This is a genomic window from Coleofasciculus sp. E2-BRE-01 (assembly GCF_040221695.1).
Classification (GTDB): domain Bacteria; phylum Cyanobacteriota; class Cyanobacteriia; order Cyanobacteriales; family Coleofasciculaceae; genus Coleofasciculus.
On record NZ_JAVKEA010000208.1, the window covers coordinates 1 to 23,691 of the forward strand.

General features: G+C 45.1%; 16 protein-coding genes. 9 read left to right on the top strand and 7 right to left on the bottom strand.

Annotated features, from left to right (window positions below):
• Positions 1-203 precede the first annotated feature (203 nt).
• Together RIG66_RS27340 and RIG66_RS27345 are read left to right on the top strand one after the other, a co-directional pair.
• Positions 204-1,373 carry an esterase/lipase family protein gene (locus RIG66_RS27340; protein WP_446382244.1) on the top strand — a complete coding sequence of 390 codons (1,170 nt, stop codon included), beginning with the start codon at positions 204-206 and terminating at the stop codon, positions 1,371-1,373.
• 32 nt (positions 1,374-1,405) lie between these two features.
• A complete protein-coding gene (locus RIG66_RS27345) occupies positions 1,406-5,611 on the top strand; it encodes a tetratricopeptide repeat protein (protein ID WP_446382246.1) in 4,206 nt (1,401 codons plus the stop codon).
• A 291-nt stretch (positions 5,612-5,902) separates the two neighbouring features.
• Here the strand turns inward: RIG66_RS27345 and RIG66_RS27350 are convergent, their stop codons facing one another.
• Positions 5,903-7,198 (bottom strand): SpoIID/LytB domain-containing protein, encoded by a 1,296-nt coding sequence (locus RIG66_RS27350; RefSeq protein ID WP_446382248.1) that lies wholly within the window; start codon positions 7,196-7,198, stop codon positions 5,903-5,905.
• Between the two features lie 986 nt (positions 7,199-8,184).
• Between RIG66_RS27350 and RIG66_RS27355 the strand changes: the two genes are divergently transcribed.
• From RIG66_RS27355 to RIG66_RS27370, 4 genes are all read left to right on the top strand, one after another.
• On the top strand, positions 8,185-8,331 hold the full coding sequence (locus RIG66_RS27355) for a hypothetical protein (RefSeq protein ID WP_446382429.1): 147 nt from the start codon (positions 8,185-8,187) through the stop codon (positions 8,329-8,331).
• 65 nt (positions 8,332-8,396) lie between these two features.
• The gene (locus tag RIG66_RS27360) at positions 8,397-11,774 is read left to right on the top strand and encodes an NB-ARC domain-containing protein (RefSeq protein WP_446382250.1); all 3,378 of its coding nucleotides are present in this window, start codon (positions 8,397-8,399) and stop codon (positions 11,772-11,774) included.
• 113 nt (positions 11,775-11,887) lie between these two features.
• Positions 11,888-12,055 (top strand): hypothetical protein, encoded by a 168-nt coding sequence (locus RIG66_RS27365; protein ID WP_446382252.1) that lies wholly within the window; start codon positions 11,888-11,890, stop codon positions 12,053-12,055.
• A 273-nt stretch (positions 12,056-12,328) separates the two neighbouring features.
• The gene (locus RIG66_RS27370) at positions 12,329-15,187 is read left to right on the top strand and encodes a COG1470 family protein (protein WP_446382254.1); all 2,859 of its coding nucleotides are present in this window, start codon (positions 12,329-12,331) and stop codon (positions 15,185-15,187) included.
• A 174-nt stretch (positions 15,188-15,361) separates the two neighbouring features.
• On the opposite strand, the gene RIG66_RS27375 is transcribed toward RIG66_RS27370, so the two are convergent.
• The 4 genes from RIG66_RS27375 to RIG66_RS27390 all read right to left on the bottom strand — a co-directional run bounded on the left by RIG66_RS27375 (position 15,362) and on the right by RIG66_RS27390 (position 17,301).
• Positions 15,362-15,583, bottom strand: coding sequence for a hypothetical protein (locus RIG66_RS27375; protein ID WP_446382256.1), 222 nt, complete (start codon positions 15,581-15,583; stop codon positions 15,362-15,364).
• Between the two features lie 194 nt (positions 15,584-15,777).
• Positions 15,778-16,410, bottom strand: coding sequence for a glutathione S-transferase family protein (locus RIG66_RS27380; RefSeq protein WP_446382258.1), 633 nt, complete (start codon positions 16,408-16,410; stop codon positions 15,778-15,780).
• Positions 16,411-16,603: 193 nt separating this feature from the next.
• Positions 16,604-16,843 carry a hypothetical protein gene (locus RIG66_RS27385; RefSeq protein ID WP_446382260.1) on the bottom strand — a complete coding sequence of 80 codons (240 nt, stop codon included), beginning with the start codon at positions 16,841-16,843 and terminating at the stop codon, positions 16,604-16,606.
• 266 nt (positions 16,844-17,109) lie between these two features.
• Positions 17,110-17,301: a hypothetical protein gene (locus RIG66_RS27390; protein ID WP_446382262.1), complete on the bottom strand. Its 192-nt coding sequence runs from the start codon at positions 17,299-17,301 to the stop codon at positions 17,110-17,112.
• A 114-nt stretch (positions 17,302-17,415) separates the two neighbouring features.
• Between RIG66_RS27390 and RIG66_RS27395 the strand changes: the two genes are divergently transcribed.
• The 3 genes from RIG66_RS27395 to RIG66_RS27405 all read left to right on the top strand — a co-directional run bounded on the left by RIG66_RS27395 (position 17,416) and on the right by RIG66_RS27405 (position 20,491).
• Positions 17,416-17,661 (top strand): helix-turn-helix domain-containing protein, encoded by a 246-nt coding sequence (locus RIG66_RS27395; protein ID WP_446382431.1) that lies wholly within the window; start codon positions 17,416-17,418, stop codon positions 17,659-17,661.
• Positions 17,662-17,923: 262 nt separating this feature from the next.
• Positions 17,924-19,222 carry a phosphopyruvate hydratase gene (gene eno, locus RIG66_RS27400; RefSeq protein WP_446382264.1) on the top strand — a complete coding sequence of 433 codons (1,299 nt, stop codon included), beginning with the start codon at positions 17,924-17,926 and terminating at the stop codon, positions 19,220-19,222.
• A 285-nt stretch (positions 19,223-19,507) separates the two neighbouring features.
• Positions 19,508-20,491: a hypothetical protein gene (locus tag RIG66_RS27405; protein WP_446382266.1), complete on the top strand. Its 984-nt coding sequence runs from the start codon at positions 19,508-19,510 to the stop codon at positions 20,489-20,491.
• Between the two features lie 71 nt (positions 20,492-20,562).
• Here RIG66_RS27405 and RIG66_RS27410 read toward each other — a convergent pair whose 3' ends face one another.
• Both RIG66_RS27410 and RIG66_RS27415 read right to left on the bottom strand, forming a co-directional pair.
• Entirely contained in the window at positions 20,563-21,330 is a 768-nt protein-coding gene (locus RIG66_RS27410; RefSeq protein ID WP_446382268.1) for a DUF928 domain-containing protein, read from the bottom strand.
• 4 nt (positions 21,331-21,334) lie between these two features.
• Complete coding sequence (locus RIG66_RS27415) at positions 21,335-23,674, bottom strand: CHASE2 domain-containing protein (protein ID WP_446382270.1); 2,340 nt, start codon at positions 23,672-23,674, stop codon at positions 21,335-21,337.
• Positions 23,675-23,691 lie beyond the last annotated feature (17 nt).

Below are 23,691 nucleotides of genomic sequence, written 5' to 3' on the forward strand. Positions count from 1 at the left end.
CAGGAATTTTGCCACACAAAGGCTGTAGCTTTTGATCGCCTCAAAATAAATTGAAATTCGGGTAAAAACGGTTAAAGCTATTACTGTCCAATACTTGGGCAAATCCAACTAACAATTTAGCACACTAACTACGGAAGACCCCTACTGTACCGGGTATTATAGCTGGACTCATCAAGACAGGGGACTATAAAGCTATCCGGAAAATGTTCACTGAGAACTTTCAGATAATACCCGGTGAGATTGATAGCAATAAGCCAGCCAATTATTTTGAATTTCCTTATGATTGGCGGCGTGATAACCGGGTAGCTGCACGCCGTCTCAAAAAGCTGATTGATTGTAAACTTCGGCTATGGCGCGATCATAGTGGAGCTGAAGATGCCAAAGTGATTCTACTCGCTCATAGTATGGGTGGGCTAGTAGCTCGTTATTACCTAGAGGTTTTAAATGGATGGTACGACTGTCGCCTATTAATCACCTTTGGCACGCCTCATCGGGGATCTATACTGGCACTTAACTATCTATCAAACGGACACAAAATAGGTCTACAGGATTTGACGGCTTTGGTTCGCTCTTTCACCTCTATTTACCAATTGTTGCCCATTTATCCCGTAATCAATGCTAATGGGGCTAGTTATCGAGTGTCAGAACTAGCAGGGCTGCCTTATATCGATCAAAAAAATGCTGAAGAAGCTTTGGCTTTTCACCGAGAGATTGAAGCGGCTGTTGAGCAACACGAGACAGATGCCGATTATTTAAAGAACAGATATGAGATTATTCCTGTTGTTGGGATAGGACAACCCACTCTACAATCCGCTACCTGGTTTCAGGAAAAACTTTTCTGTGATGAAAGTCCTGCCCCTGATATGAGTTTACCTCTGAACACTGGAGATGGAACAGTTCCGAGGGTGTCTAGTGTTCCTATTGAACTAACAAATAAATTTCGGGAAATAGTAATTGGAGAGAGACACTCCTGCTTACAAGAAAACAAAATTTTGTTATCACACATATATCAGCTATTGAGTCGCCAACAAGCCCAGCATAAGATAATTCGAGGACCAGAGGATTTGTTAATTGCTCGAAATCGCCCAATCTTGAGTGTTTCTCTGGAAGATTATTATGTAAGAGAGGAACCTATAGAGTTCAAGGCTTGGCTAAACAAAGATGAGCAACCTATCGAGGGACTTGTCGGACAGATAGATGCTGTTAGCTCAGGGAGTACCATAGTAGAAATGCCTTTCCAAGCAGATGAGGAGGGTTGGCGATTGAGTATTCCTGATCTCGCTCCAGGAATTTACCGTTTGACAGTCTCGCCACACTTGGACAGACGAGACTCACCAAACGCTGTTCACGATTTCTTTGAAGTTGGGCTATAACTATATATTTTGCACTCACAGGTAAGTAACTGATGAACTGGGAATGGCATCCAATTGACAAAGTGGGTATAGCTCGCTTTATTGACCCAGATGTAATTAACCTGCTCCGTTTAGAGCAGAATGTTTTTGATCTCAGACAGCAGTCACCTGATGATTTTACCCCTGTAATCGAACTTCTGTACAACAGATTGCAGGAACAAGGGATTTGGTATGCGGCTGAGAAAGGCATTACTGTAACTGAAAGTCAGAAAATCCGTCGCCCAGATGAGATTCTCCATGGCAATAGAGAGGGAACCTGTCTGGATTTGGCTCTGCTGTTTTGTGGTTTATGCCTTGGGCATCGATTATTACCTATCTTCGTACTACTTGAAGGTCACGCTCTAGTTGCCGTTTCAGTAAGATACGATAGTTCTCAATCAGATAGCTTAGAACGTCCACAACTATTCAAGCTCAAAGAGGGAGCAGTAACTGAGGTTGATGTCCTACGTAAATTAATCGATACTGAAGAATACATTCTTGTCGAATGTACTGGCTTTGACAGCTCAAACATGATACCAGAAAACTTACCAGAGGGGCAAGGACGTGTTGATGGTCTACTGACTTTTGAAAAAGCTGTAGAAGCAGGAGAAAAACAACTCAATTACCAAAATCGTCCCTTAAAATTCGCCCTTGATGTGGATATGGCTCATCGACTCTGGGGAGTTAAGCCTGATCACGCAAGCAGTCAGGAAAAAGCTCATTTTGTACAAGAACAATCCTTAGCTATACTAGACAAGATTAACCAAAGTCTAATTTCTCCAATCGGGGGTACACCGGAAAACCTCACTGATGAAAGGCATTCCCGAATTGAGTATGGGTGCAACTTGCTCAACCAAGATAAACCCAAACAAGCTCTAGAATACTTGACTGACCTCAAGACAGAGCTATGGCATAAAGCGGACGCTATTATCAAGTATCGCCTGCTAGCCAATATTGGCATGGCTAGACAGGAACTTGGGCAGATTGCTGAAGCTGCTGCTGCCTTTCTAGAGGCTCGGCAGTACAACGAAAAAGATGAACAAGCTCTTGCTTTGGCAGCAGTGGGATATATGTTCCAGAAAGAGTACAATCTTGCGGAGAAACTGGTTCAGGATGTCTTACAGAAAAACCCAGCCAATTCTATAGCCCATTGTCTCCGCGTCAAGATGTGTCCTGCCACTGATTCCTTAGAAAATATTATTAATAAAGTTCCTTCCCCATACCGAAATAATTACTCTGTAATGGCAGCTTTGGGTCAGGCAGCTTTGGATAGAAATCTCTATACTCAGGCAGAGGAATGGTTTCAAACTGCCATTAATCAGAGCGAAGGAAATGCCAATACTATTAAGGTTTTATTGGGCATTACCTTGATGAAGCTTGTCGTTCATGATTGTCCTATCATTGGGGCTGGACAGGTTAATGAAGTCAATCGGAAAAAATTGGAACAAGCTAGAGAATTATTTACTGAAGTGTTAGGTCATACTCATCCCATTACCAGTGATTTAACTTCTACAAAGTTTACGGCAATTGTTAATAGAAGCAGTGTTTTAAGGCTTCTCCAAAACCCAGACGAAGCGATACAGGATATTGAGATAGCTTTACAGGTAGAACCGGAAAATCCTAAACTGATCAAGCAGCGTGCTTTACTTGCCTATGAAAAAGGGGACAAAGTACAGGCGATTAAGTATCTACAAAGAATTCTGGCAAATCGGGAAACGTCTGAAGCCTCTTTGCTCGCTGCCAGTTTGATGATTGGAGAAGGTCAATTTACAGAAGCGCAGAATGTACTTGATGATTTTCTGTCAAAAGATAATGATGAATACTTTAAAACCACAGCTAAACAGTTGTGGTTAGAATTATATATAAAAACAACGGATTACGAAAATGCCAAACATCTTTCTAAATCCTTACTTGATGAAGAGCCGAATAACATTCTCTATCTCGTCAGTAAAATTCGACTGTCTCTACGTACTGGTGAAGAGGAAAATATTTCAGAATTAATTGATCGAGCAAAATCCTCGGTCGGTAAAAATAACGATTTACTCGGACAGATGGAATTTGCGGATCTCCTGTTTTATGAATTGAAAGACTATCGCGATGCCGCAGAAGTGTATGAACATTTTGTCGATAAAACCTTAAATAATCCGTTAACCCACAGATTACTCACCGCTTACTACAATGGTGGTGATTATGGGGCTGCTCTTGACCTTTGCCAGCAACTGCTTAACCGATACGGAGCTATTGCTGAAGTATCAGAGATGGCAACAATTATCTATGAGATTATCGATGACTTACCCAAAGCTCGCCAAGTATGTACCGAGTATTTAAGACTATTTTATGATGATGTATCCATGCAATTGAGGTTAGCTTTAATTAACTATTATACCGATTGCCTAGATGATTTAGATCGTTTCCTTGATTCAAGTCCGAGCATCGATAATCTATCACTAGAAGCTTGCCAGAACCTAATTTGGCTCTACAAAGTTAGGGAGCGATGGCATCATTGCTTTGAAGTTCTTTATGAAACAAGGCGACGCTTCTTTAAAGAAGGTCAGGTACACGCCTTTTATGTCATTTCCTACTCCGAGGGAATGCAACGTCAGTTACAAATACCGAATATAGACGAGTCTGATATAAACACGCTACCCGTAAAAATGCTTTTTAGTGGAATGACTATAGCAACGTCTCCGTTGCTGGAAAAATCTTGTAAAGATAGCCTAGAACGGGTAACGAATGGTTGTGGCGTACTCCTAAGAGATGAATTCAACAGTGAGAGATGGTATATCCTTGATGACCGCCCGGATGTTGAACTCGCACGACAAGAGTTGGATAGGAATCAACCACTATACCAGAAATTACTGGATAAAAATCTGGGTGATGAGATTGTTCTGGCAGAAGATGAATTTGGCATTCTGGACAAAAAAACAGTAACTATAGTTGCGATAAAAGACAAGTATTTTGCGGCGGCAAAGCAAAGTTTAGATTTACTCGATACACTTCCTAATATTAAAGGATTTAGATCAGTCCCTGTCCCGATATCAGAGGATTATGGAATTGATCCTAAGTTTTTCCAAGGTTTGCAGGAAATGCTAAAACAACATGAAGAGAATTTCAATAGAGCGAAGTCGGATTATCGCACAGGAAAAATCCCCTTGCCCTTGAATACTTTGGCTATTGTTATCAACAAAAACCCAGTTAAATTGTGGGAGATGTTGGTTTACGGTTCTGAGCCATACATCCATTGTTGGTCTAATTTCCAAGAAAAATTTGATGATTCCCTTGCTCGACTCAAGAAAGGGGGACTCGTAATAATTGATTTAGTATCCTTGTTAACTTTTTATATTCTGGGAATAGCAGATAGTGTTGTACAAACGCTAGGCAAGTTTGGCATTGCTCAGTCTACACTCAATCTCCTACGCCAGGAGGTAGAAAAATGTCAAGGCATTAAGTCAGACGGTGAATCAATCCTTTGTACAATTAACGGACAACTTGTAAGGCAGGAATTTACCCTAGAAAATGCGGCTAAAAGGAAAGCTTATTTTGAGCAACTTATCTGCTGGGTACGAAATAACTGTTATATTTTACCCTGTCGGCAAGCCTTAACTATTAGTAGAGATGAACGGGCAAAGCGTAATGAAGTACTAGGCTTTTCTTCTGTCGATACTCTACTGATTGCCAGTGAACCTAATCGTATTTTGTACTCTGATGACCAGTGGCTGCGCTACTTTGCTTATACAGAGTCAGGTGTAGGAGGAGTTTGGACTCAAGTCGTTCTGAAATATTGTCTACAGCAAAAGTCTATTAATGAAGAAAAGTACCGTAATGCAATCTTACAATTAATCTACTGGGGATATAACTATACTATCGTTGATGCAGACATTCTACTGGAAGGGGCTAGGCAGGCAGAATGGAATATTAAAACTCAATACCTAGCCGTGCTGAAGGTTCTTGAGGATCAACGAACTTCAGCAGATTACGTCATTTTTGTGGCAACGGATTTTCTCGATAAGCTTTACAATGAGGATATAATTCCTCACTACAGAGATTATCTAATTTTGAAATTGCTCACAGCTATTACGGCTAAAAGATCTAAGAGTCGCATACTTAAGAGGCTGAAATTGAGGTTAAAGGATAGATTTGGGTTATTGTATATATCCCGGTATCAAGAACTTTTACAATTGATCCAAATATGGCAAGATACCCAAAATATTGTTACTTAAACAGGACTTACGCAGCACCACCATAAGTGATGGTCAAGGTGCGTTACGCTTCGCTAACACACCCTACATATAGATAGATTCTGTGTGTAAGCCCTATTAACTTAAACAATTTTTATAATTAGCCTTGGCTGTAAATAATTTCACCTTTCGAGAGCAACACTTAGGGCTTGTTGAATAAGTGCTGTGATGAGGGTAGGCAAAAGTTTCAACCCCCAGCCCAATGTGTAGAGACGTTGCATGCAACGTCTCTACAACGGAAATTTATTTCCTGGTTATACAAATCAACGCTCCCTAATTTGTATCCCCTTCATGATCCTCAATCCACGACAACCCCGCACCCGGATAATAATGGGCTAAAATTTGTTTGTAATCATACCCCTGCATCGCCAACTGATAAGCACCCCTTTGGCTCATTCCTTGACCGCCAAAAACATTACTGACAATATCATCTGAAGCGGCGTATAACGATTCCACGACGCCCCCTTTATAACTGAGAAACATTCCCTGGGTTTGTTGAACCGCTTGAGTTGTGGTATTCCACTCCGACTCAATTCCTTTATACACTTGCCAACGCTGAGTATTACCCAAATCGTATAACTGATTAGCCGGTCGAATATAATGCACGATCGCATAGGAACGAGCGGCGATCGCTTGGGCTTTCAGAGCAGCGGGGGGCCAATTGGGATAAATTTCTGCACCGACGACACTGGCTAGATACGTCTCAAGCTCAATATAATTAACGGCAAGTAGACCATCCCCTCGTGATACTAAGAGTAAATCCCCCCGATACCACCGTCCATTGACAAAAACAAATCCGCCACCTGTGGGTTTAAGCCAAACGCCCCCTGGGGTTTTCCATTCACCGATGCGAAGATAAGAACCATTGGGTTGAGCGTTAACTCCTTCGTTCGCCTCAAGTTTTCCTAATGTCTTGCCATTCGCATCCACCACGATTCCGGCGGTAGATGTGCCAACATTTAGGGAACTCACCCCAGTCGCGATCGCAACTCGCATCTCTAAGCTGGCTGCATTGGCTGGAGGAGTTTCTGATTTGGCTGAGTTTTCGGAAGCGGCGGGAGGGGATTGCGGGGGTGGGCTTTGGGCTTGAGTCTGGGCGTTAGGTTTGGGCGGTAGGGGGGTGGGGGGTTTTTGGGCTGAGGTTTGAGTGGTTTGGTTCGCTGTCGGTGATTGAGCCGCCGAGGTTGGAGTTTTGGCGGTATCTTGAGGAGTAGAGGATTGAGATGGGGTTGCCTTGGGAACAGGAGTTGAGGGACGTTGCCAGGAAAGACTTTGGGCAACCAGACGATGACGCCATTCCACTTCAGCCGGGGACGGATTTGGCGGCGGTGGGACTTCCGATTCAGGTGATGGCTCCGAAGAGGGTTGGGGAGAGGATGCGATCGGTTGAGAACCGGAATAAAAGGATTGAGCTAGCATCAAGGGCAATACGAGGGATGCTGAAACCACAACCATTGACCATAGTCTCGAACCCTTGAAAATTGGGTGGTTGTTAGGCAGGCGAATCATCAATACTTGCTCCTGAGCGGGTTGGGAGAGGACGATAACGACAGATGGCGAGTCTTGCACCGCCTCTTAGTTTAATCTGCGATCGCCTGTTTGGATATGGCACTCCCTGGCTGAATAAGGATGGTAACACTGATTTCTCTGATTGGTAGGAACGGTAGAGGTGGGAGGTGGGAGGCTGGTAGCACTGATTACACAGAGGCGTTAGTTCTCAATGGGGAGACGATGTAAGAATTGTTGGGAGATTATTTACCTCTCTGTGTCAATCTGTGTCTCTCACGATTCAATGTTCTGTCTGCGCCAGACTATCGGTGTAATCTGTGTTTTTGTCAAGACTTAGTAATGATTTTTATCTAAAGTTTAAAAAAATACATGCGTCGAAGGGGACATGGGGAGTGAGACGAAAACCAGACGATTATACAAAGTGTTACAAAGCTTCAAGGATTTTAGCCGTGTAGAGATTAATTTTGCCTAAAATAAACCCACCATAGATAATATACCTGAAAATCGCACACTCATCTCACAATGGCTGTAACCCTTGAAAATTCGTAGATAATTTCGCAAAAGGGGTCAAGAAAGAGCAATTATGACGTTTTGTTGAGATGGAAGCATGATTGAAAAATTTAAACCGTTCTGGGGGAAAGAATAGTTTAAATTATCATAGATTGACAAATTTAGCCGAAACGGAATTGAGCCAAGCTAAAGATAATGTCAGTAGCGAAAGATACAGAAATAGGAAAGGGGTATGTCGTGAATCGTGGTTATCAAAAGAAGTGCGATCTAGCTTGTAGTAAGGGATGCGAGCCCTAGAAGAACCCGCAGCCAGGTGAAATGCCGTAGTGGAGAGTTGTTATCCTCACTCCACACCCAGTTTGGAGGGAATACTTAACCGGGGGCGATAACACTTCAACCACGACTTAAAGCTAGACTAGAGGATAAAGATAACGCAATTAATCGATGATTCTTTGGCTTAAATCAAGCTCAATAACAACTCGGTGAGGTTTTAACACGAATGGCAGACTCTAAAAAAGAATATACCTTTGGTGACGATGTTGGCAGTGTTGATAATCAAGGTCATATCGGTAGTTCTGGCAATCAAAACACAATTGGTACGGCGGTTGGTGAGGTTCATGGGAATCAAAACAGCTTCCAGAATTATGGGACTGTTAATTTTGGCACTAAACCCAAATGGGTAGGAAAACCCTTCCAAGCTCCCCCATTACCTCCCAACTTTGTCGAGCGCTCCCAACCGCGTCGGGACGTGAAAAAATTCCTCCTAGAAACGGAAGAAACCACACCGGGAACGTTAGTGGTGAGTGCTATCTATGGACTGGGTGGTATTGGCAAATCTGTGTTAGCCACAGCACTGGCTCATGATCCTGATATTCATCAACGCTTTTCCGATGGGATTCTCTGGGTAACGCTGGGTCAACAACCGGATATCCTCTCATTTCTGGCGACTTGGATTCACGCATTAGGAGACTTTGACTACAAACCAACCACTCCCCAAGCCGCTTCGACGCATCTAAGAACCCTACTTTATGACAAACGTAGTTTATTAGTTGTCGATGATGCTTGGAAATCGGAAGATGTAGAACTGTTCCAAGTGGGTGGGTCAAACTGTCGGGTTTTGGTAACTACTCGTGAGGCTCCTGTGCGGGGAGCTATTCGCTATGACTTGGACATTATGAGTCCAGCCGAGGCGCTGGAGTTGTTGAATAAATGTAGACCGGGAATGCCGATGTCAGAGGAGGAGCAGAAACAAGCTCTAGACTTGGCAAAGGCGTTAGGGTATCTGCCATTGGCTTTAGAACTGGCGGCGGCTCAAATTGCTGAGGGTGTGGATTGGTGGGAATTATTAGAAGATTTCCAGGCTGAAGTTGCACGACTGGAGACGTTAGATAATAGTGGTGCTGGGAGTGCTAGTTGTGAAGAGACTCGTAAGCGTCTGAGCTTAAACGCATCATTTAACTTGAGTTTACGGCAGTTATCTCCGGAACAATTACAGCAGTTTGCTTGGTTAGGCGTTTTACCCGAAGATGTTTCTATTGGACAACAAACAGCCGCCGTTCTCTGGCAGGTGAAACCGCGACAAGCTGGAGCGATTCTGCGAACACTGCGTTCTAAAGCACTGTTGTTATCTGGAGCCGTGCAGCCGGGAGAGAAACCGACTTATCGCATCCATGATTTAATGCATGACCGGGCTAAGGAGTTGTTAACCGATAGTGTTAACCCGGTTTATTCTGAGGATTTACCAGGACTGGGATTAAGATTAAAAGAGGCTCATGCTGCGTTTCTAGAGCGTTACCGTGCTAAGACTGAAAATGGACAATGGTACACGTTATCGAATGATGGTTATATTCATAACTATTTGACATGGCATTTAGAGAAAGCAGGTCAATCCCAAGAATTACATCAACTTTTACAAGCCTCAACACCTCAAGGGCGTAATGCGTGGTATGAGGCGTGCGATCGCATAGGAAAACTGGGCAACTTTGTCACAGATGTGGCACGAGCTTGGCGATTAGCAGAACAGATGTATGAGGAGAAACCATCAGAATCCATTGGACTCCAGTGTCGCTATGCCTTGATTTTCGCATCTCTTAATTCTTTAGCAGACAATATCCAACCTGAGTTAATGGCAGCGCTGGTGGAGAAGCAGATATGGACTCCAGAACAGGGTTTAGCTTATGCTCAACAGAAACAAAATCCTGGGAGACGAGCAGAAGCTCTGGGTGAGATTGCACCCCATTTACCTGAGACTTTACTACCTGAAGCCCTAGAAGCAGCACAGGCTATACAAGATGAGAGATACCTCGCCCAGGTTCTGGGTGATATTGCACCCCATTTACCTGAGACTTTACTACCTGAAGCCCTAGAAGCAGCACGGGCTATACAAGAGGAGCATTACCGCGCCCAGGTTCTGGGTAATATTGCACCCCATTTACCTGAGACTTTACTATCTCAAGCCCTAGAAGCAGCACGGGCTATACATTCTGAGGGAGACCGCGCCATAGCTCTGGGTAATATCGCACCCCATTTACCTGAGACTTTACTATCTCAATCGCTAGAAGCAGCACGGGCTATACATTCTGAGGGAGACCGCGCCATAGCTCTGGGTAAAATTGCACTCCATTTACCTGACATTCTACCTGAAGCGCTAGAAGCAGCACGGGCTATAAACTCTGATTATTTACGCGCCTATGCTCTGGGTAAAATTGCACCCTATTTACCTGACATTCTACCTGAAGTGCTAGAAGCAACACGAGCCATACATTCTGAGAGATACCGCGCCTATGCTCTGGAGAAAATTGCACCCTATTTACCTGACATTCTACCTGAAGCGCTAGAAGCAGCACGAGCTATACATTCTGAGAGATACCGCGCCATAGCTCTGTGGAAAATCGCACCCTATTTACCTGAGACTTTACTATCTCAAGCGCTAGAAGCAGCACGAGCTATACAAGAGGAGCATTACCGCGCCTGTGTTCTGAGTTTAATTGCACCCCATTTACCTGAGACTTTACTATCTCAAGCACTAGAAGTAGCACGAGCTATACTCTCTCAGAGAGAGCGCGCCTTGGCTCTGGGTAAAATTGCACTCTATTTACCTGAGATTCTACCTGAAGCACTAGAAGCAGCACGGGCTATACAAGATGAGGAATACCACGCCAAAGCTCTGGGTTTAATTGCACCCTATTTACCTGAAATTCTACCTGAAGCACTAGAAGCAGCACGAGGTATACAAGATGAGGAATACCACGCCATAGCTCTGGGTTTAATTGCACCCCATTTACCTGACATTCTACCTGAAGCGCTAGAAGCAGCGCGGGCTATACAAGATGAGGAAGACCGCGCCATAGCTTTGGGTAAAATCGCACCCCATTTACCTGAGACTTTACTATCTCAAGCGCTAGAAGCAGCGCGGGCTATACATTCTGAGAGATACCGCGCCATAGCTTTGGGTTTAATTGCACCCCATTTACCTGACATTCTACCTGAAGCGCTAGAAGCAGTACGGGCTATACAAGATGAGGAATACCGCGTCATAGCTTTGGGTAAAATTGCACCCCATTTACCTGAGACTTTACTATCTCAAGCGCTAGAAGCAGCACGGGGTATACAAGATGAGTTTTGCCGCGCCATAGCTTTGGGTAATATTGCACCCCATTTACCTGAGATTCTACCTGAAGAGCTAGAAGCAGTACGGGCTATACATTCTGAGGAATACCGCGCTTATGTTTTGGGGCAAATTGCACCCTATTTACCTGAGATTCTACCTGAAGCGCTAGAAGCCGCACGGGCTATACAAGATGAGAGAAACCGCGCCGTAGTTCTGGGTAAAATTGCACCCCATTTACCTGAGACTTTACTATCTCAAGCCCTAGAAGCAGCACGATCTATACATTCTGAGGAATACCGCACTGAGGCTTTCGGTAGATTACTACCAAACCTTAAACCTTCCTATTTTGACTTTCCATTCTGGAAAGAGAGCCTTGACGTTTTAGCTTACCGTACTCGTAAAGACCTACTAGAAGATATCTCAGCATTAAGTCCTGTTATCATCGCTTTTGGTGGCAAGGAAGCATTAGCCGCCACAGCTCGTGCGATTCAGGAGGTTGGGCGACAGTGGACTTAAAACTGTTTTCTTGCCAAGCTAGAACTCAGATTAGGGATGTGATTGGCTGGGTTTAGGTGAGACTGTGCGATTTTAGCCCGCCTGTTTCCCCTAGAACTTTTAGGCGACTGCTCATGAAAAGAGCGATCGCACTCCCTCCCAAAACCCGTCAAACCCCCAACGCGAAAGCGTTTCAAGTTTTGAGTAAAGTCGCGATCGCATTCCCTACCCCAGACTTTACAATATCTGAGAATGAGAATCTGCGATCGCACTCTTGTACAATGGATCGACTTGTTTCTTAATACCAGCCACTCTCGTTCATCGGTTAAGGACAACCTGCGATCGCGTAGTTTGGAGTAAGCGCTAAAGCGCTTTTGGTACGCTTCGTGCCTACTACTAACCTAGGATAGATGACAATAGCTGACATTCCGTCTCCCTTGCGGTTTAATTGTCAGAGTGAACGCTGTAAACATTAATACAGTTGTCGCTCCACCCATGCTGAACGTAGAAAGAATCGGTTTAGCCCTTGGAAGTCAGCAGGAGGAGAGGTCAAACCCAGAGGGGAAAGGGAAACTATGAATAGCAATCCATCCAATCCTTCGGCAAATGGTGGTAAAACAATAAATATTGCTGATATCTTGGCACTTCCGGAACGTCAACGGCAAATTGCTCTGTTTATCCGTCGCGAGGAAGGGCATACCCTACCCGAAATAGCCGATCACCTGAATGAAGACGAACAGATGATCGCCATAGAACTAGATGAGTTAGTTCAAGAGGGTTTTGTCCGAGAAATACAAGTTGAAGGCATTCCCCGTTACTATCGCAGTGAAATGAGACGACAAGGTAGCCCGTTTTCCGAGATGATTCAGCAAGCGCTGACACCGGGAAAACCTCTGTCCATGATTGTGAATCCCTCTGGGGATGCGCCAATTACACCCGGTTCGACGTTTGAGTTGTGCGTCACGATTACCAATGAGGGGAATCAAAGTGCCTTAATTGAGATTTATATCGATGAAACCTCCCAATTCCTGCACGAGTGGTGTATTTCCCCTTACGAACGTCTGGCATTAGGGCGGGGACAAAGTAGTGAGGTGGTGTTCCAGATTCCGGTACCACTGGATGCAACACCGGGTACCTATAATTATCTGCTGATGGTTGATGCCCAGCAGCATTACCCGGAAGATACACCCATCCAGCATCAAGCACGGCTGCAAGTCTTGCCTTTTGTCCAAGAAGCCATCCGGGTTAATGATCCCACCTTCTCTCTACTCCCGATCACAAGTTCCGCTGTCCCGGCGGTGGTGCAACCGGGAGAACCTTTAGAGGTTCAGGTTCTGGTTCACAACCGATCGGATCGTGTGGATCAATTTCGCTTAACCTGTCCGGATTTAGCCCCGATTTGGTATAGGGTGATTTATCCCGAAGGCTATACCGACACCGGAGTGGTGCGGGTGATGGATGGCTTAGAGTTGAATCCGGGTGAAAAGGGTCTAATCCAGCTCATTATCACCCCACCTGTAGATACCTGGGCGACGATTTATTCCCCCACCGTGCGTCTCTATTCCCTGAATAATCCCGACTTGGTGCTACTCGATGCGATTTACCTCCAGGTAATGCCGATTTACCTGTTAACTGTCGAGTTAGTCACCCTAGTCAGTAAAGTCAGCCATCAGTCTGGTGTTTTCGAGTTACAACTGTATAACGGCGGCAATATTACCCGCGACATTGCCCTCATCGCCAAAAGTGCCGATGGTGATGATCTTTGCACCTATACCCTGATACCCACCCAAGTGCGCCTCGCCCCTGGCGGGTATGCGATCGCGAATTTAGAGGTGCAACCCAGCCAGAAATGGTGGCGTAGACCCTTCTACGGGCGAGTTTTAAACTTTGTTATTGAAATTGAAGATCTACAACAGTTTCCCCTAATTAACAATCGTTTCCAAGGTACTTTAATTTGGGAAGGGCGTCCGTGGTGGCAATTTCTATTAGTTATTTTAGGTATAGTCGGACTGATTGGGGCATTAATATTCCTGCTGTGGTTTTTCTTGCTTAGACCTAAACCTCGCCCGGAAATTATTGAATTTGCGCCAGCAGGAAAAAATTACTCGGCGGCTGATCAGGAAAATGTTCGCCTGAATTGGGAAATTACCAACCCCAAACGCATCCAAACTATAAAAATACAAGGCGTATCGCCAGATGGGGTGGTCACCAGTGGTCCAATTGCCTACAATTTTAGCCAGGGGATTCCCAACGAGTTAGAGCGTTTCTGCACAACCGATGAGATTCTCAATTGCCAGAACGTGCCAACGGATGCTCGCGAACCGGGGGATTATGTATTTGAACTGACGCTAATTTCTGAAGGGAAAAAGAGGGGAGAATTAGAGGAACTGCAAACGAATACAGTTAAAATTACACCGTTTCCAATTCCTGAGATTGAAGAATTTGCCTCAACTCAACCCGTCTATCAAGAAGTCATTCAGCCCAACCCAGAAGCAGCAAACCAAGAAGCTAGTCCAACGGCTAATGATGATAACTCACCTGAAGATCAGCCGCAACCGGAAGACCTAGGTATTTTACTGAATTGGAAAATTAATCACCCCGAACAAATCAGACTCTTAAAACTGGTAGGGCGCAATCCTGAGGGAATTGTCACCTTTCCCATGCAATCAATTGATTTTAGCCAAGGAATTCCTCAACCCCTCCAAGACTCCTGTGAAATACAAGATGAGGCATTAGTTTGCATGAATCTTGCCACAGGTGTGCGCCAACCTGGAACCTATATTTTTGAATTAATCGTGGTTCCCCAACAAGGAGAAGCCGAAGAATTACCCGCTCAAAAAACTGATCCGATTAAAATTGAAGCCCAACCTGTTCCCTTTGATATTGTTGAATTTACAGTTGGTGGTGTAGAAACCCTAACTCGTCCTAAGTTTGTGATACCAATTTCTGGAAATCAAGCAATACCTGTACCCTTATCCTGGAAAGTTGAGGGAGGCAGAGATCTCAAAATTGAACTTCTACCCGCACCCGGAACTGTGCCACCCGAAGGCACTTTGCCTTATGAACTTAGTCCAGAACCAAATACGGAAACAATTACCTTGCAAGTGACGAATGAAGCCGGGGAACAAAAAAGCCGTTCAGTCACTATAGAAACGGTGCAACCGCCGCCTCCAGAACCTGTGGAAATGACTCCCTTATCTCCGCCAGGAGACACAGCTAACGGATTACCAACGTTTGATCCTCCACCTCCACCCGGAGACACTTCTGCTGCACAAACGCAGACACCCCCCTCACCGTCACCGTCACCCTCACCGAGAACGACACCCTCTGGAACAGAACCAACACCGCTACCCATACCACCAGGCGGTTCACCTCCCCTTCCTCCAGGTGCAGATTCTCCGCCTCCGGCTGAACTTCCACCTAAGTTTAGGTAAAACAAATTGGGTTTATTCTTCTCTTGGCACTCTTAATCGTAACTCCTCAATTAGAATCGGTATCTCATTTTTAGGACTTACGCAAAAGCTCTATTTGTAGTGGCGTGGCACACCTTATTTGATGAATTAACCATTAGCCGCAAAACCGTAGGGGCGCAAAGACTTGCGCCCGATTCAATGGTCAAATCTATTCCACAATTTTAGCTGTGTCAATCCAGTAGGGTGTGTTAGCGTAGCGTAACGCACCTTTACCCCCATCAGTGGTGTGTCTGCGTAAGTAGAAGGGCGAAAGTCGTCTCGCAAGACAGAACCGAATAAAGAAAATTCTGTCACTTGCCAGCGATCGCAAAATGCTTTAATCTGCTCCATTAGCAGCTTAATATGTTTAACGTTCATAACTTGATCGTAATCCTGTCGTTCTCGTAGGTTGGGTAGAGCGATGGCGAAACCCAACAGGCTAACTGAGAGTTGGGTTGAGGAACGAAACTTAACCTATGAAGGTGACATACTTCCGTTGTAATTTCACTCAAAACTCTACCTTACCTTGTTAAGAGTTCCTTAACGAAGGGCTGAAGGGCTAAGGACGAATGTTAGTCTTTAACATCGAAATCTGCATTAGCTCCCCTAAAAGCTTCCCTTTGCCTGAGTTTCTCAGCATAAGCTTTGAGAATTTGATGATTGTCCAGGATTCCTAATTGAAGTGCCCACATCAAAACGCCTCCAGTCACAATGTCCGCTGTCGTGAATTGGTTCTCGACCAGAAAATCTTGACCCACAAGCGCGGCTTTTAACGGTTCAGAAACTTGGGCAAACCACGCCAAGGTTTCATCCATCGAGAGTTCTGAACGTTTTTTCAGTGGCGATATCTTTTCAGGCAAATCCGGTAGCGCCTGAAATATATAATGCTCCACAGGTGGCTCTAATGTCACCATCGCATAAAAAAGCCACTGATAATAATACGCTCGTGCTGATGTTCCTGGGGCTGGAATTAATCCTTTGTCTGAGTATTTGTCAGTTAGATAAGCACAAATCGCCGCCGACTCAAAAATGGTTACATCTTCATCCACTAGAACTGGAACTTTGCCGTGGGGGTGTAACTTTTGATACTCTTGTTTGTCCGTTTGAGTGATATCTACCCGCACTAACTCGTAGGGAATACCCATTTCTTCTAGACACCACCGAGGACGCATGGCGCGTGTTTTCGGAAAGTAATAGAGTTTCATCAGACCCCCTCAATTTTTAATCTACCTGGAGTTTAGACTACGATGACAGTACCTGCCTTTCAACGTCTTGATTCAAACTTGATTCAAATTAGCGATCGCAAAATGCTTTAAAATGAACCATAAACCGGAGCTTGTTCAACGGCATAAATCACAACAACCGTGTCAATATATATTCTAGAAGAGTCAGGCAAGTTTAGCTGTCCCATGTATCCCTTTCCGCTTGCAAATCTCGATTAATTTCTTCGAGGTTTCGACTAGAGGGGCGCTGAGAGTGAATTTCTGCCAATATTTCCAGAATCGATGGCTCCGTCGATCTGGTTGACTTTTCTGGCAACAGAAGAATTACTTCAATGGTGTTTCCGGCTGTATTTAATACGGTATCAGGTGGTAAGTCAATTTCGATTTTATTGCCGGGTAAAACTTTAGCTTCCATTCGCAAAGCTGATTGCATTATAGGATTCATTTCTTAAGTTTCATCTAAACTATTTAAAGTTTGTTATTTTCCACTATCCATAGATTACTCTGAGCATAAATACTGATAATTGGCTGGGTCTACTGACCTTCATTGTATTACAAAACAACGTGCTTCAATATTTAGGGCTTCTGGTTTCAATATTCACGTAGGGACACGGCAATGCCGTGCCTTATTTTTGACATTGCTATTGCCTGGGAACGTAACGGATGAGCATCCGCATCAGTTTACCAGGAACGGGCGCAGGCACTACTAGGACTCCATTCACTGATTTGGGCGAAGTGGTGGGCGTACAGACTGTGGATGATGTTGGTAATCCCACTGCTGGAACCAATGACTAAGATTTGCACAGGTTCGCGTTCGGGGTTGGGTGAAGTGGTTGAGGTTTCTTGGGGATCTGGGAGAAAGTCTTTAGACATGAGGGTTTACCTTCTATGGGTATTATGACACCGATTGGACTACATCAAGTGTAGCGCAACGTATGCCAATCGGTGTCATTTACGGTTGAATCCACATCTGACACAATTTTGGGCATGGGAAGAGCAGGAAAAGCCCTCAAGCAGGTGTTAGACAATTACGGCATTAGCCAAAACCAAGTGGCGGTAAAGATGGGGATTGGACGTTCCAATATTTATCGCTGGGTACATGAAGTGAGAGATCCCGGCGCTGAGATGGTGATTCAACTCCGAGATGCGCTGTACCAGATTAATCAGACGGCGGCGGAAGAGTTTGTACGGTTGTATTTAGGGAATCCGCCTGGGGATGGCGATGAGGATTAGTACCAACAAGTTGAGTTGTAGGGGTGGGTTTTACCGTTATCGGCGATTGAGAACCCGCAGGTAAATACCAGCTAATAACCGCTAATATGGATACTTTCGCAAATTCTTTGTGAATTACCTTCTAACAAAACTGCGATCGCATACCCGATCATAAGTCCGGATATGAGCGCTGGGGATCGAAAACATCCTTAAGTCTGCTTGTTTGTCCACGACTTCAGACGTATCCTGAACCCTGGAGTCATTGCAACTTAGAGGAAACAGTATGTTAGATAAACCCGAATCTCCGATTGAAGCCATTGACGCCAGAGAAATCCTGGACTCGCGGGGACGTCCCACCGTGGAAGCCGAAGTTCGCCTCGCCAGTGGTGCCCTGGGACTGGCGCAAGTTCCCAGTGGTGCCTCTACCGGCTCCTTTGAAGCCCACGAACTGCGAGATGGTGATTCTCATCGCTACAACGGGAAAGGCGTCCTCAAGGCTGTCCGTAACATCAAAGAGAAAATTACCCCCGAACTCCTGGACATGGACGCCCTAGACCAAGCAACCGTTGACCAGGCGATGATTTATCGGGATGGAACCCAAAATAAAAATGAACTGGGTGCCAATGCTATCCTGGCAGTTTCTCTCGCCAATGCCAAAGCCGCCGCGAATGAATTGCAACTTCCCCTCTATCGCTATCTAGGTGGACCCCTTGCCAATCTTCTCCCGGTTCCGTTAATGAATGTGATTAACGGTGGTGCCCATGCGGATAATAATGTAGACTTTCAGGAGTTTATGATTGTCCCCGTGGGTGCTGATACCTTTCAAGACGCACTGCGTTGGGGGGCTGAAGTCTTCGCCGCCCTGTCTCAAGTCTTGAAAGAGAAAAAGTTGCTATCGGGTGTAGGTGATGAAGGAGGCTATGCGCCGAACTTAGAGTCCAATAAAGCCGCATTGGAATTTCTGATTGCCGCGATTGAAAAAGCCGGGTATAAACCAGGGGAACAGGTGGCGTTAGCCATGGATGTCGCCGCCAGCGAATTTTACAAAGACGGGCAATATCTCTATGAAGGCTCCTCTCATTCCCCTAGCGAACTCGTTGATTATCTGGATCAATTAGTCAGTCAATATCCGATTGTTTCCATTGAAGATGGCTTACATGAAGACGATTGGGATAATTGGAAATTGCTGACCGAAAAACTTGGATCTCGCATCCAATTAGTTGGCGATGATTTATTTGTCACCAACCCCACTCGCTTGCAAAAGGGAATTGATTTAGCGGCTGGGAATTCGATCCTAATTAAGCTCAATCAAATTGGGTCATTAACCGAAACCTTAGAAACCATTGAACTCGCCACTCGTAATGGCTTCCGTTCCGTTATCTCTCACCGTTCTGGCGAAACCGAAGATACCACGATCGCGGATTTAGCCGTCGCCACTCGTGCGGGTCAAATCAAAACGGGTTCCCTCTGTCGCAGTGAACGAGTTGCCAAATACAACCGCCTACTCCGGATTGAAGACGAACTCGGCGATCGCGCCATCTATGCCGGTAAAATGGGGATGGGACCCAAAATTGCCAAATAATCCCTATTTCTCATAACCCAACCCACCATTCAATCCCTGTAGGGGCGCACCGACGTGCGCCCTTTATTCAATGACGCCTTTGACCCCAACGTTTTCAATCTATTCAAAAATAGTTTCGACCTGAATATCGGTGGGTTACGGCGGATTGTTCATGAAAAGGCGATCACCTCAATTATACTCCCGCCTAACCCACCCTACGACTAATGTATCCCCATAGTGCGATAAAATAGGAGTCTTTCTTTGATAGAATCTTTCCGTACCTAAAGTTGAGCATTTTCAGCGTCCATGTTTAGCCAAACCGTGATTAATCGAATCGCTACCCCAGTCGCTATCAGCGGATTCATCTTATCCATTCTTACCCATACCGCCACCGCCGCCACGATGCTAGACAATAATGATAGCGTTAGGGGGTTTATCCAAACCAACTCTTCCAGCTTCCGCTATCGCAACGATTTAGTACCCAACGCCCCCCTGGAAACCGCCGCTGGTGAAGAATACCGATTTAATGCCCAACAAGGAGATACCGTTCGCATCAGCGTTAAACCCGAAGAAGGTAGTACTCTCTCACCCATTTTAGTCCTGAGTTCCTCACAAACGGGCAACCAAGTCGCCTACAATGACAAAACCAATCTGTTAGTTTATCAAGTCCCCATCAGTGGTGAATATAAACTCCTCGTTTTAGGTGACAATAATACCAGAGGTAGATATACGGTTTCCCTTTCCGGAATTACACCTGGAGTTATCGTTAATAATCCCTCAAATCAACCCTCCTCTTCAAATCAAACCCCAGATAAACGAAAACAACTACTACAAAATGAGTATGGATTGAGAGTCTTGGAAAACTGTCCATCGGCGACGGGTTCGTTAGTGGTTGTGTCGTTTCCGGAATCGGATCAAACCTATACCTATTGCGCCAACCCTAACCGTTTTCTAGCAGCGGGACAATATACCTACGACATGAGTACGGAAACCTTAAAGCCGGGACGTCCGGGAACTCAAACCGCCGCTAATCAAACAACCGATCCTCGCCAAGAAAAATTGGAAGACGAGTATGGATTAAATGTACTCGATACCTGTCCTCCAGCAACCAATTCTTTAGTCGTTATCTCCTATCCCGAAGGTAGACAAAGCTATCGCTATTGTGCCGATCCTAACCGAGTTTTTCCGGCGGGTGAATATACTTACAATGCCCGTACTCAGAGTCTAGAACCTGTGAAAAAACCAGAAGCTTGTACCGTACAAGTCGGGGGTGTTTGTATTGTTCGCTAACGGATAGCACAAGCTGTCCTTGTTTCTAGACGTGCCATGGCGCGTCTGGAAGATGACTCCCCCAGATTCCACTATTCCCGGTTTCCTAAGATTTCATTAGAATCACCAATAGGCTGTACGGAACCTGCGATCGGTTCTTTTTTGAGTTCCTCCAAATCTATCGTTCTTAATAAATAACGCCAAGCCAGAGGAAAGTCATAGATTTGGACTAAATCGGCTGAGATATCGTACCAAAGACGATTATCTTGATAAAACTTCATCTGATCCATTACCAACGCTGTTGTTGTCTGAGGTTCTAAACGCTGAGGATCAAGGCGTTCAATTGAGCCGTTATGCCAAATGCTTTGAGATAAATCCGTCGGATCATTGGATGTACAATATAGGGTGAACTGCCAACGATATTGTTTATTCAATTCTAGGGGAATGGCAGTAATCGGTAAGCTGATTTTGACAAAGCCTGGTGTTTCTGGAAGCTGGAAACTAACCTGATAGTTTCGAGTCTCATCCTGTGAATTTTTTAGAACGAATGATCCTCGATTAATTGTGTTACTTGGATAGGGAATATAAAACCAAAATGTGGGGTAAGCTTTTAATGTAAAGCCAGAAAACTTGACGCCGGAGTCGGTAATGGGTAATAACGGTGTAAACGGTTGTTCTGTCTGTTCACAAGGTCCACGAGTTCCGGCAGGTTTGCGATCATTATTCGGTCTATCCCGAACGGGTGGATCTTGTTTAAGACTTGCTAATTTTTGAATAGGATGTGCTTGAACCAGTGGTCGATGAATTGTCAATTCAAGAACGGTTATCGCCAGGATTAAAGCAAGTTTTAGTGCAATCATAGGTTTAAGGGGTTTCATCGGATCGCGACGTTCTAAATGCCTGGTAAGCCACCAGACTTCCACTTGTGGTAACTACAGCTAGCATTACTGGAACCATCGGTAATATACTCCCAGTTTGAAGAAAAATAAACCAGCTAATACCATTAATCGTTATCATAGTAAATCCCACTGCTAGTCCCAGTCGCAACAGGGACTCTCGATAATGCCATGCGATCGCACCTCCAATAAGTGACCCCATCCACACCCAAACCAAATCCCCCCATAAAGGGAAAAACGCCAGCAAGGGGCGTTCTCCCACAGCCGCATTAATAATCTGACTGACCATTTGACTATGCAGAAATAGCCCCCGCATTTCATGATTACCAGGCGTTTGGAATTCATCTTTAATTGTGGGATCAGTTATGCCAATTAAAATAATTTTATCCTGCAAAAAATCAGAATTCACGCGATTGGCAAAAATATCACTCAAGGTCACTCGTTCTACCATCGTTTTGGCAAATTCTGGAGAACGGTAATTGAGTAAGAGTTGAAACCCTTCCAATCCGACACCGCGCTGGTAAAATCCGGGGTTTGCCTTTAAATTTGTTAACGTCACTGAACCCAATTTCCACCGATCTTCGGAAATAAATTCAGGTGAGATTCCCTCGGCTTGCAGATATCGTAGGGCTAATTGAAAACTCAGGGAATAGAAGGTGGAACAAGAGGATACGGCTGGCGGTTTCATGGCGATGAGATGACGCCGAACAATCCCATCTGGATCAACAACAATATCAGCAAATCCTAAGCGTTCCTTGGGGACTTCAGGGGGCGCAGCAACGCCTTCGGGGATTTGGGGAGAGGGGATGACACAGATGGGAATCACGCGATCGCTCTTTTGTAGGTATTGTACCAATTCATCCCGCCCTTCCCCCTCTGGGCGATCGCGAAAGATATCTAAGCCGATGGCGCGGGGTTGATAGGTGTCCAGTTTTTGTAATAGTTTTAGCAGGGTGCGATCGTGTAGCGGATATTCACCCCCTAAATTGTTGATATCTTTAGCCGTTACCTCAACCATCAATAACCGAGGATCAAGGGATGGCGTGGGGCGCATTTCCAGTAGTTGATCAAAGGCTTGCTGTTCCGTCGATTGCAACCACCCTAGCGATCGCACTCCCATGACTAAACTGGTTACCATGACACTCGCACCCAGTACCAATTGCCAACCTCGCCGTCTCCGCTTAACGGGTTTGGCGGTAGTGTCGCTAATCCAGTCGTTCCAACTGGGCGGAACTTGGGTGGGATTCTGGACAATTACGGGTAACCAACTAGCACAAGGAAATTGACTCTCTAATCCCTGCAATCGTTCTCTGGCGTCTCTTACAGCTAAATAGAACGGTTGACCTTGAGCAAAGGCAGTGAGAAAATACTTTAGGAACTCTTGCGCCACGCGATCGGGAACTAACTCCCGCATGACAATCATTTGTGGAATTTGGACATCATCCAGTTGTCGGGCTAATCCTAAGCCATCGCAGGAGTTGAAAATAGCTAGTTTTAACCCTCGTTCTACGGCTTTTCTTAACGCATACCAGAGTTCATCAATGGTTAAACTATCGGTTTGATTAATATAAATCCGCCCGGTTTCCCCTTCGGTTTCACTATGTCCGGCAAAAAAAATGATGTCCCAATGTTTTTCCCAAAGTTGGTCGTTAATCTCTCGGCGGCTTTTTTCGACTAAAAAGGTAATATCGGTATGGGGTAAACTTTCAAGTAACTGGCGATCGTTCTCAATATCAATTCCCTGACTATGACCGAGAATGGCTAAAATTTTTACCTTAGGGGTGCGCTGATTTGAGGTGAATTGGGACGGACGTTCAAACTGAGGATCAGTTAAGGCGAGTTCCGCTTTCGGATAATGGTCAAAAAAATCCCACAAATGCCAAGGAAGTTTTTGCAGGTGCGGATCAGTGGTGCTGACTAAGAAGCGAATCGTATCCTGACGACTGAGGGATTCCCGTAACCGCCGATCCAGGGGGCGAAACCCTTCCCCGTCTAACCAGGTTCGCAAGCGATCGCCTAATTCATTGGCAGAGTCTTGACAGTCTCTCAGGCGCTGGCTTACTGAACCATCATAGATAATTTTTTTCGGTTTAATTCGATAGGGGGCGCTAATGCACCGATACTTATGCTGCCAATGAGACTGGATGCGATCGGCAAATTCAGGCGCTGCGTCTAATACTCCTTTGAGTTCAATATCTGGGGGTGCGCCATCCCAACCAATGGCTAATGTGACCCGAAATCCATGGCTTTGAAAATCACCATCGAGTTTCAAAATGACTAATTTTTTGGGATAGTGTTCATTGTTCATCGTTCATTGTTCATTGT

Bases quoted from the DNA above. Each gene is read 5' to 3' on its own strand.
- RIG66_RS27340 (WP_446382244.1), top strand. From the start codon at position 204: ATGTTCACTGAGAACTTTCAGATAATACCCGGTGAGATTGATAGCAAT.
- RIG66_RS27345 (WP_446382246.1), top strand. From the start codon at position 1,406: ATGAACTGGGAATGGCATCCAATTGACAAAGTGGGTATAGCTCGCTTT.
- RIG66_RS27355 (WP_446382429.1), top strand. From the start codon at position 8,185: ATGTTGGCAGTGTTGATAATCAAGGTCATATCGGTAGTTCTGGCAATC.
- RIG66_RS27365 (WP_446382252.1), top strand. From the start codon at position 11,888: ATGAAAAGAGCGATCGCACTCCCTCCCAAAACCCGTCAAACCCCCAAC.
- RIG66_RS27370 (WP_446382254.1), top strand. From the start codon at position 12,329: ATGAATAGCAATCCATCCAATCCTTCGGCAAATGGTGGTAAAACAATA.
- RIG66_RS27375 (WP_446382256.1), bottom strand. From the start codon at position 15,583: ATGAACGTTAAACATATTAAGCTGCTAATGGAGCAGATTAAAGCATTT.
- RIG66_RS27380 (WP_446382258.1), bottom strand. From the start codon at position 16,410: ATGAAACTCTATTACTTTCCGAAAACACGCGCCATGCGTCCTCGGTGG.
- RIG66_RS27385 (WP_446382260.1), bottom strand. From the start codon at position 16,843: ATGGAAGCTAAAGTTTTACCCGGCAATAAAATCGAAATTGACTTACCA.
- RIG66_RS27390 (WP_446382262.1), bottom strand. From the start codon at position 17,301: ATGTCTAAAGACTTTCTCCCAGATCCCCAAGAAACCTCAACCACTTCA.
- RIG66_RS27395 (WP_446382431.1), top strand. From the start codon at position 17,416: ATGGGAAGAGCAGGAAAAGCCCTCAAGCAGGTGTTAGACAATTACGGC.
- eno (WP_446382264.1), top strand. From the start codon at position 17,924: ATGTTAGATAAACCCGAATCTCCGATTGAAGCCATTGACGCCAGAGAA.
- RIG66_RS27405 (WP_446382266.1), top strand. From the start codon at position 19,508: ATGTTTAGCCAAACCGTGATTAATCGAATCGCTACCCCAGTCGCTATC.
- RIG66_RS27410 (WP_446382268.1), bottom strand. From the start codon at position 21,330: ATGATTGCACTAAAACTTGCTTTAATCCTGGCGATAACCGTTCTTGAA.
- RIG66_RS27415 (WP_446382270.1), bottom strand. From the start codon at position 23,674: ATGAACAATGAACACTATCCCAAAAAATTAGTCATTTTGAAACTCGAT.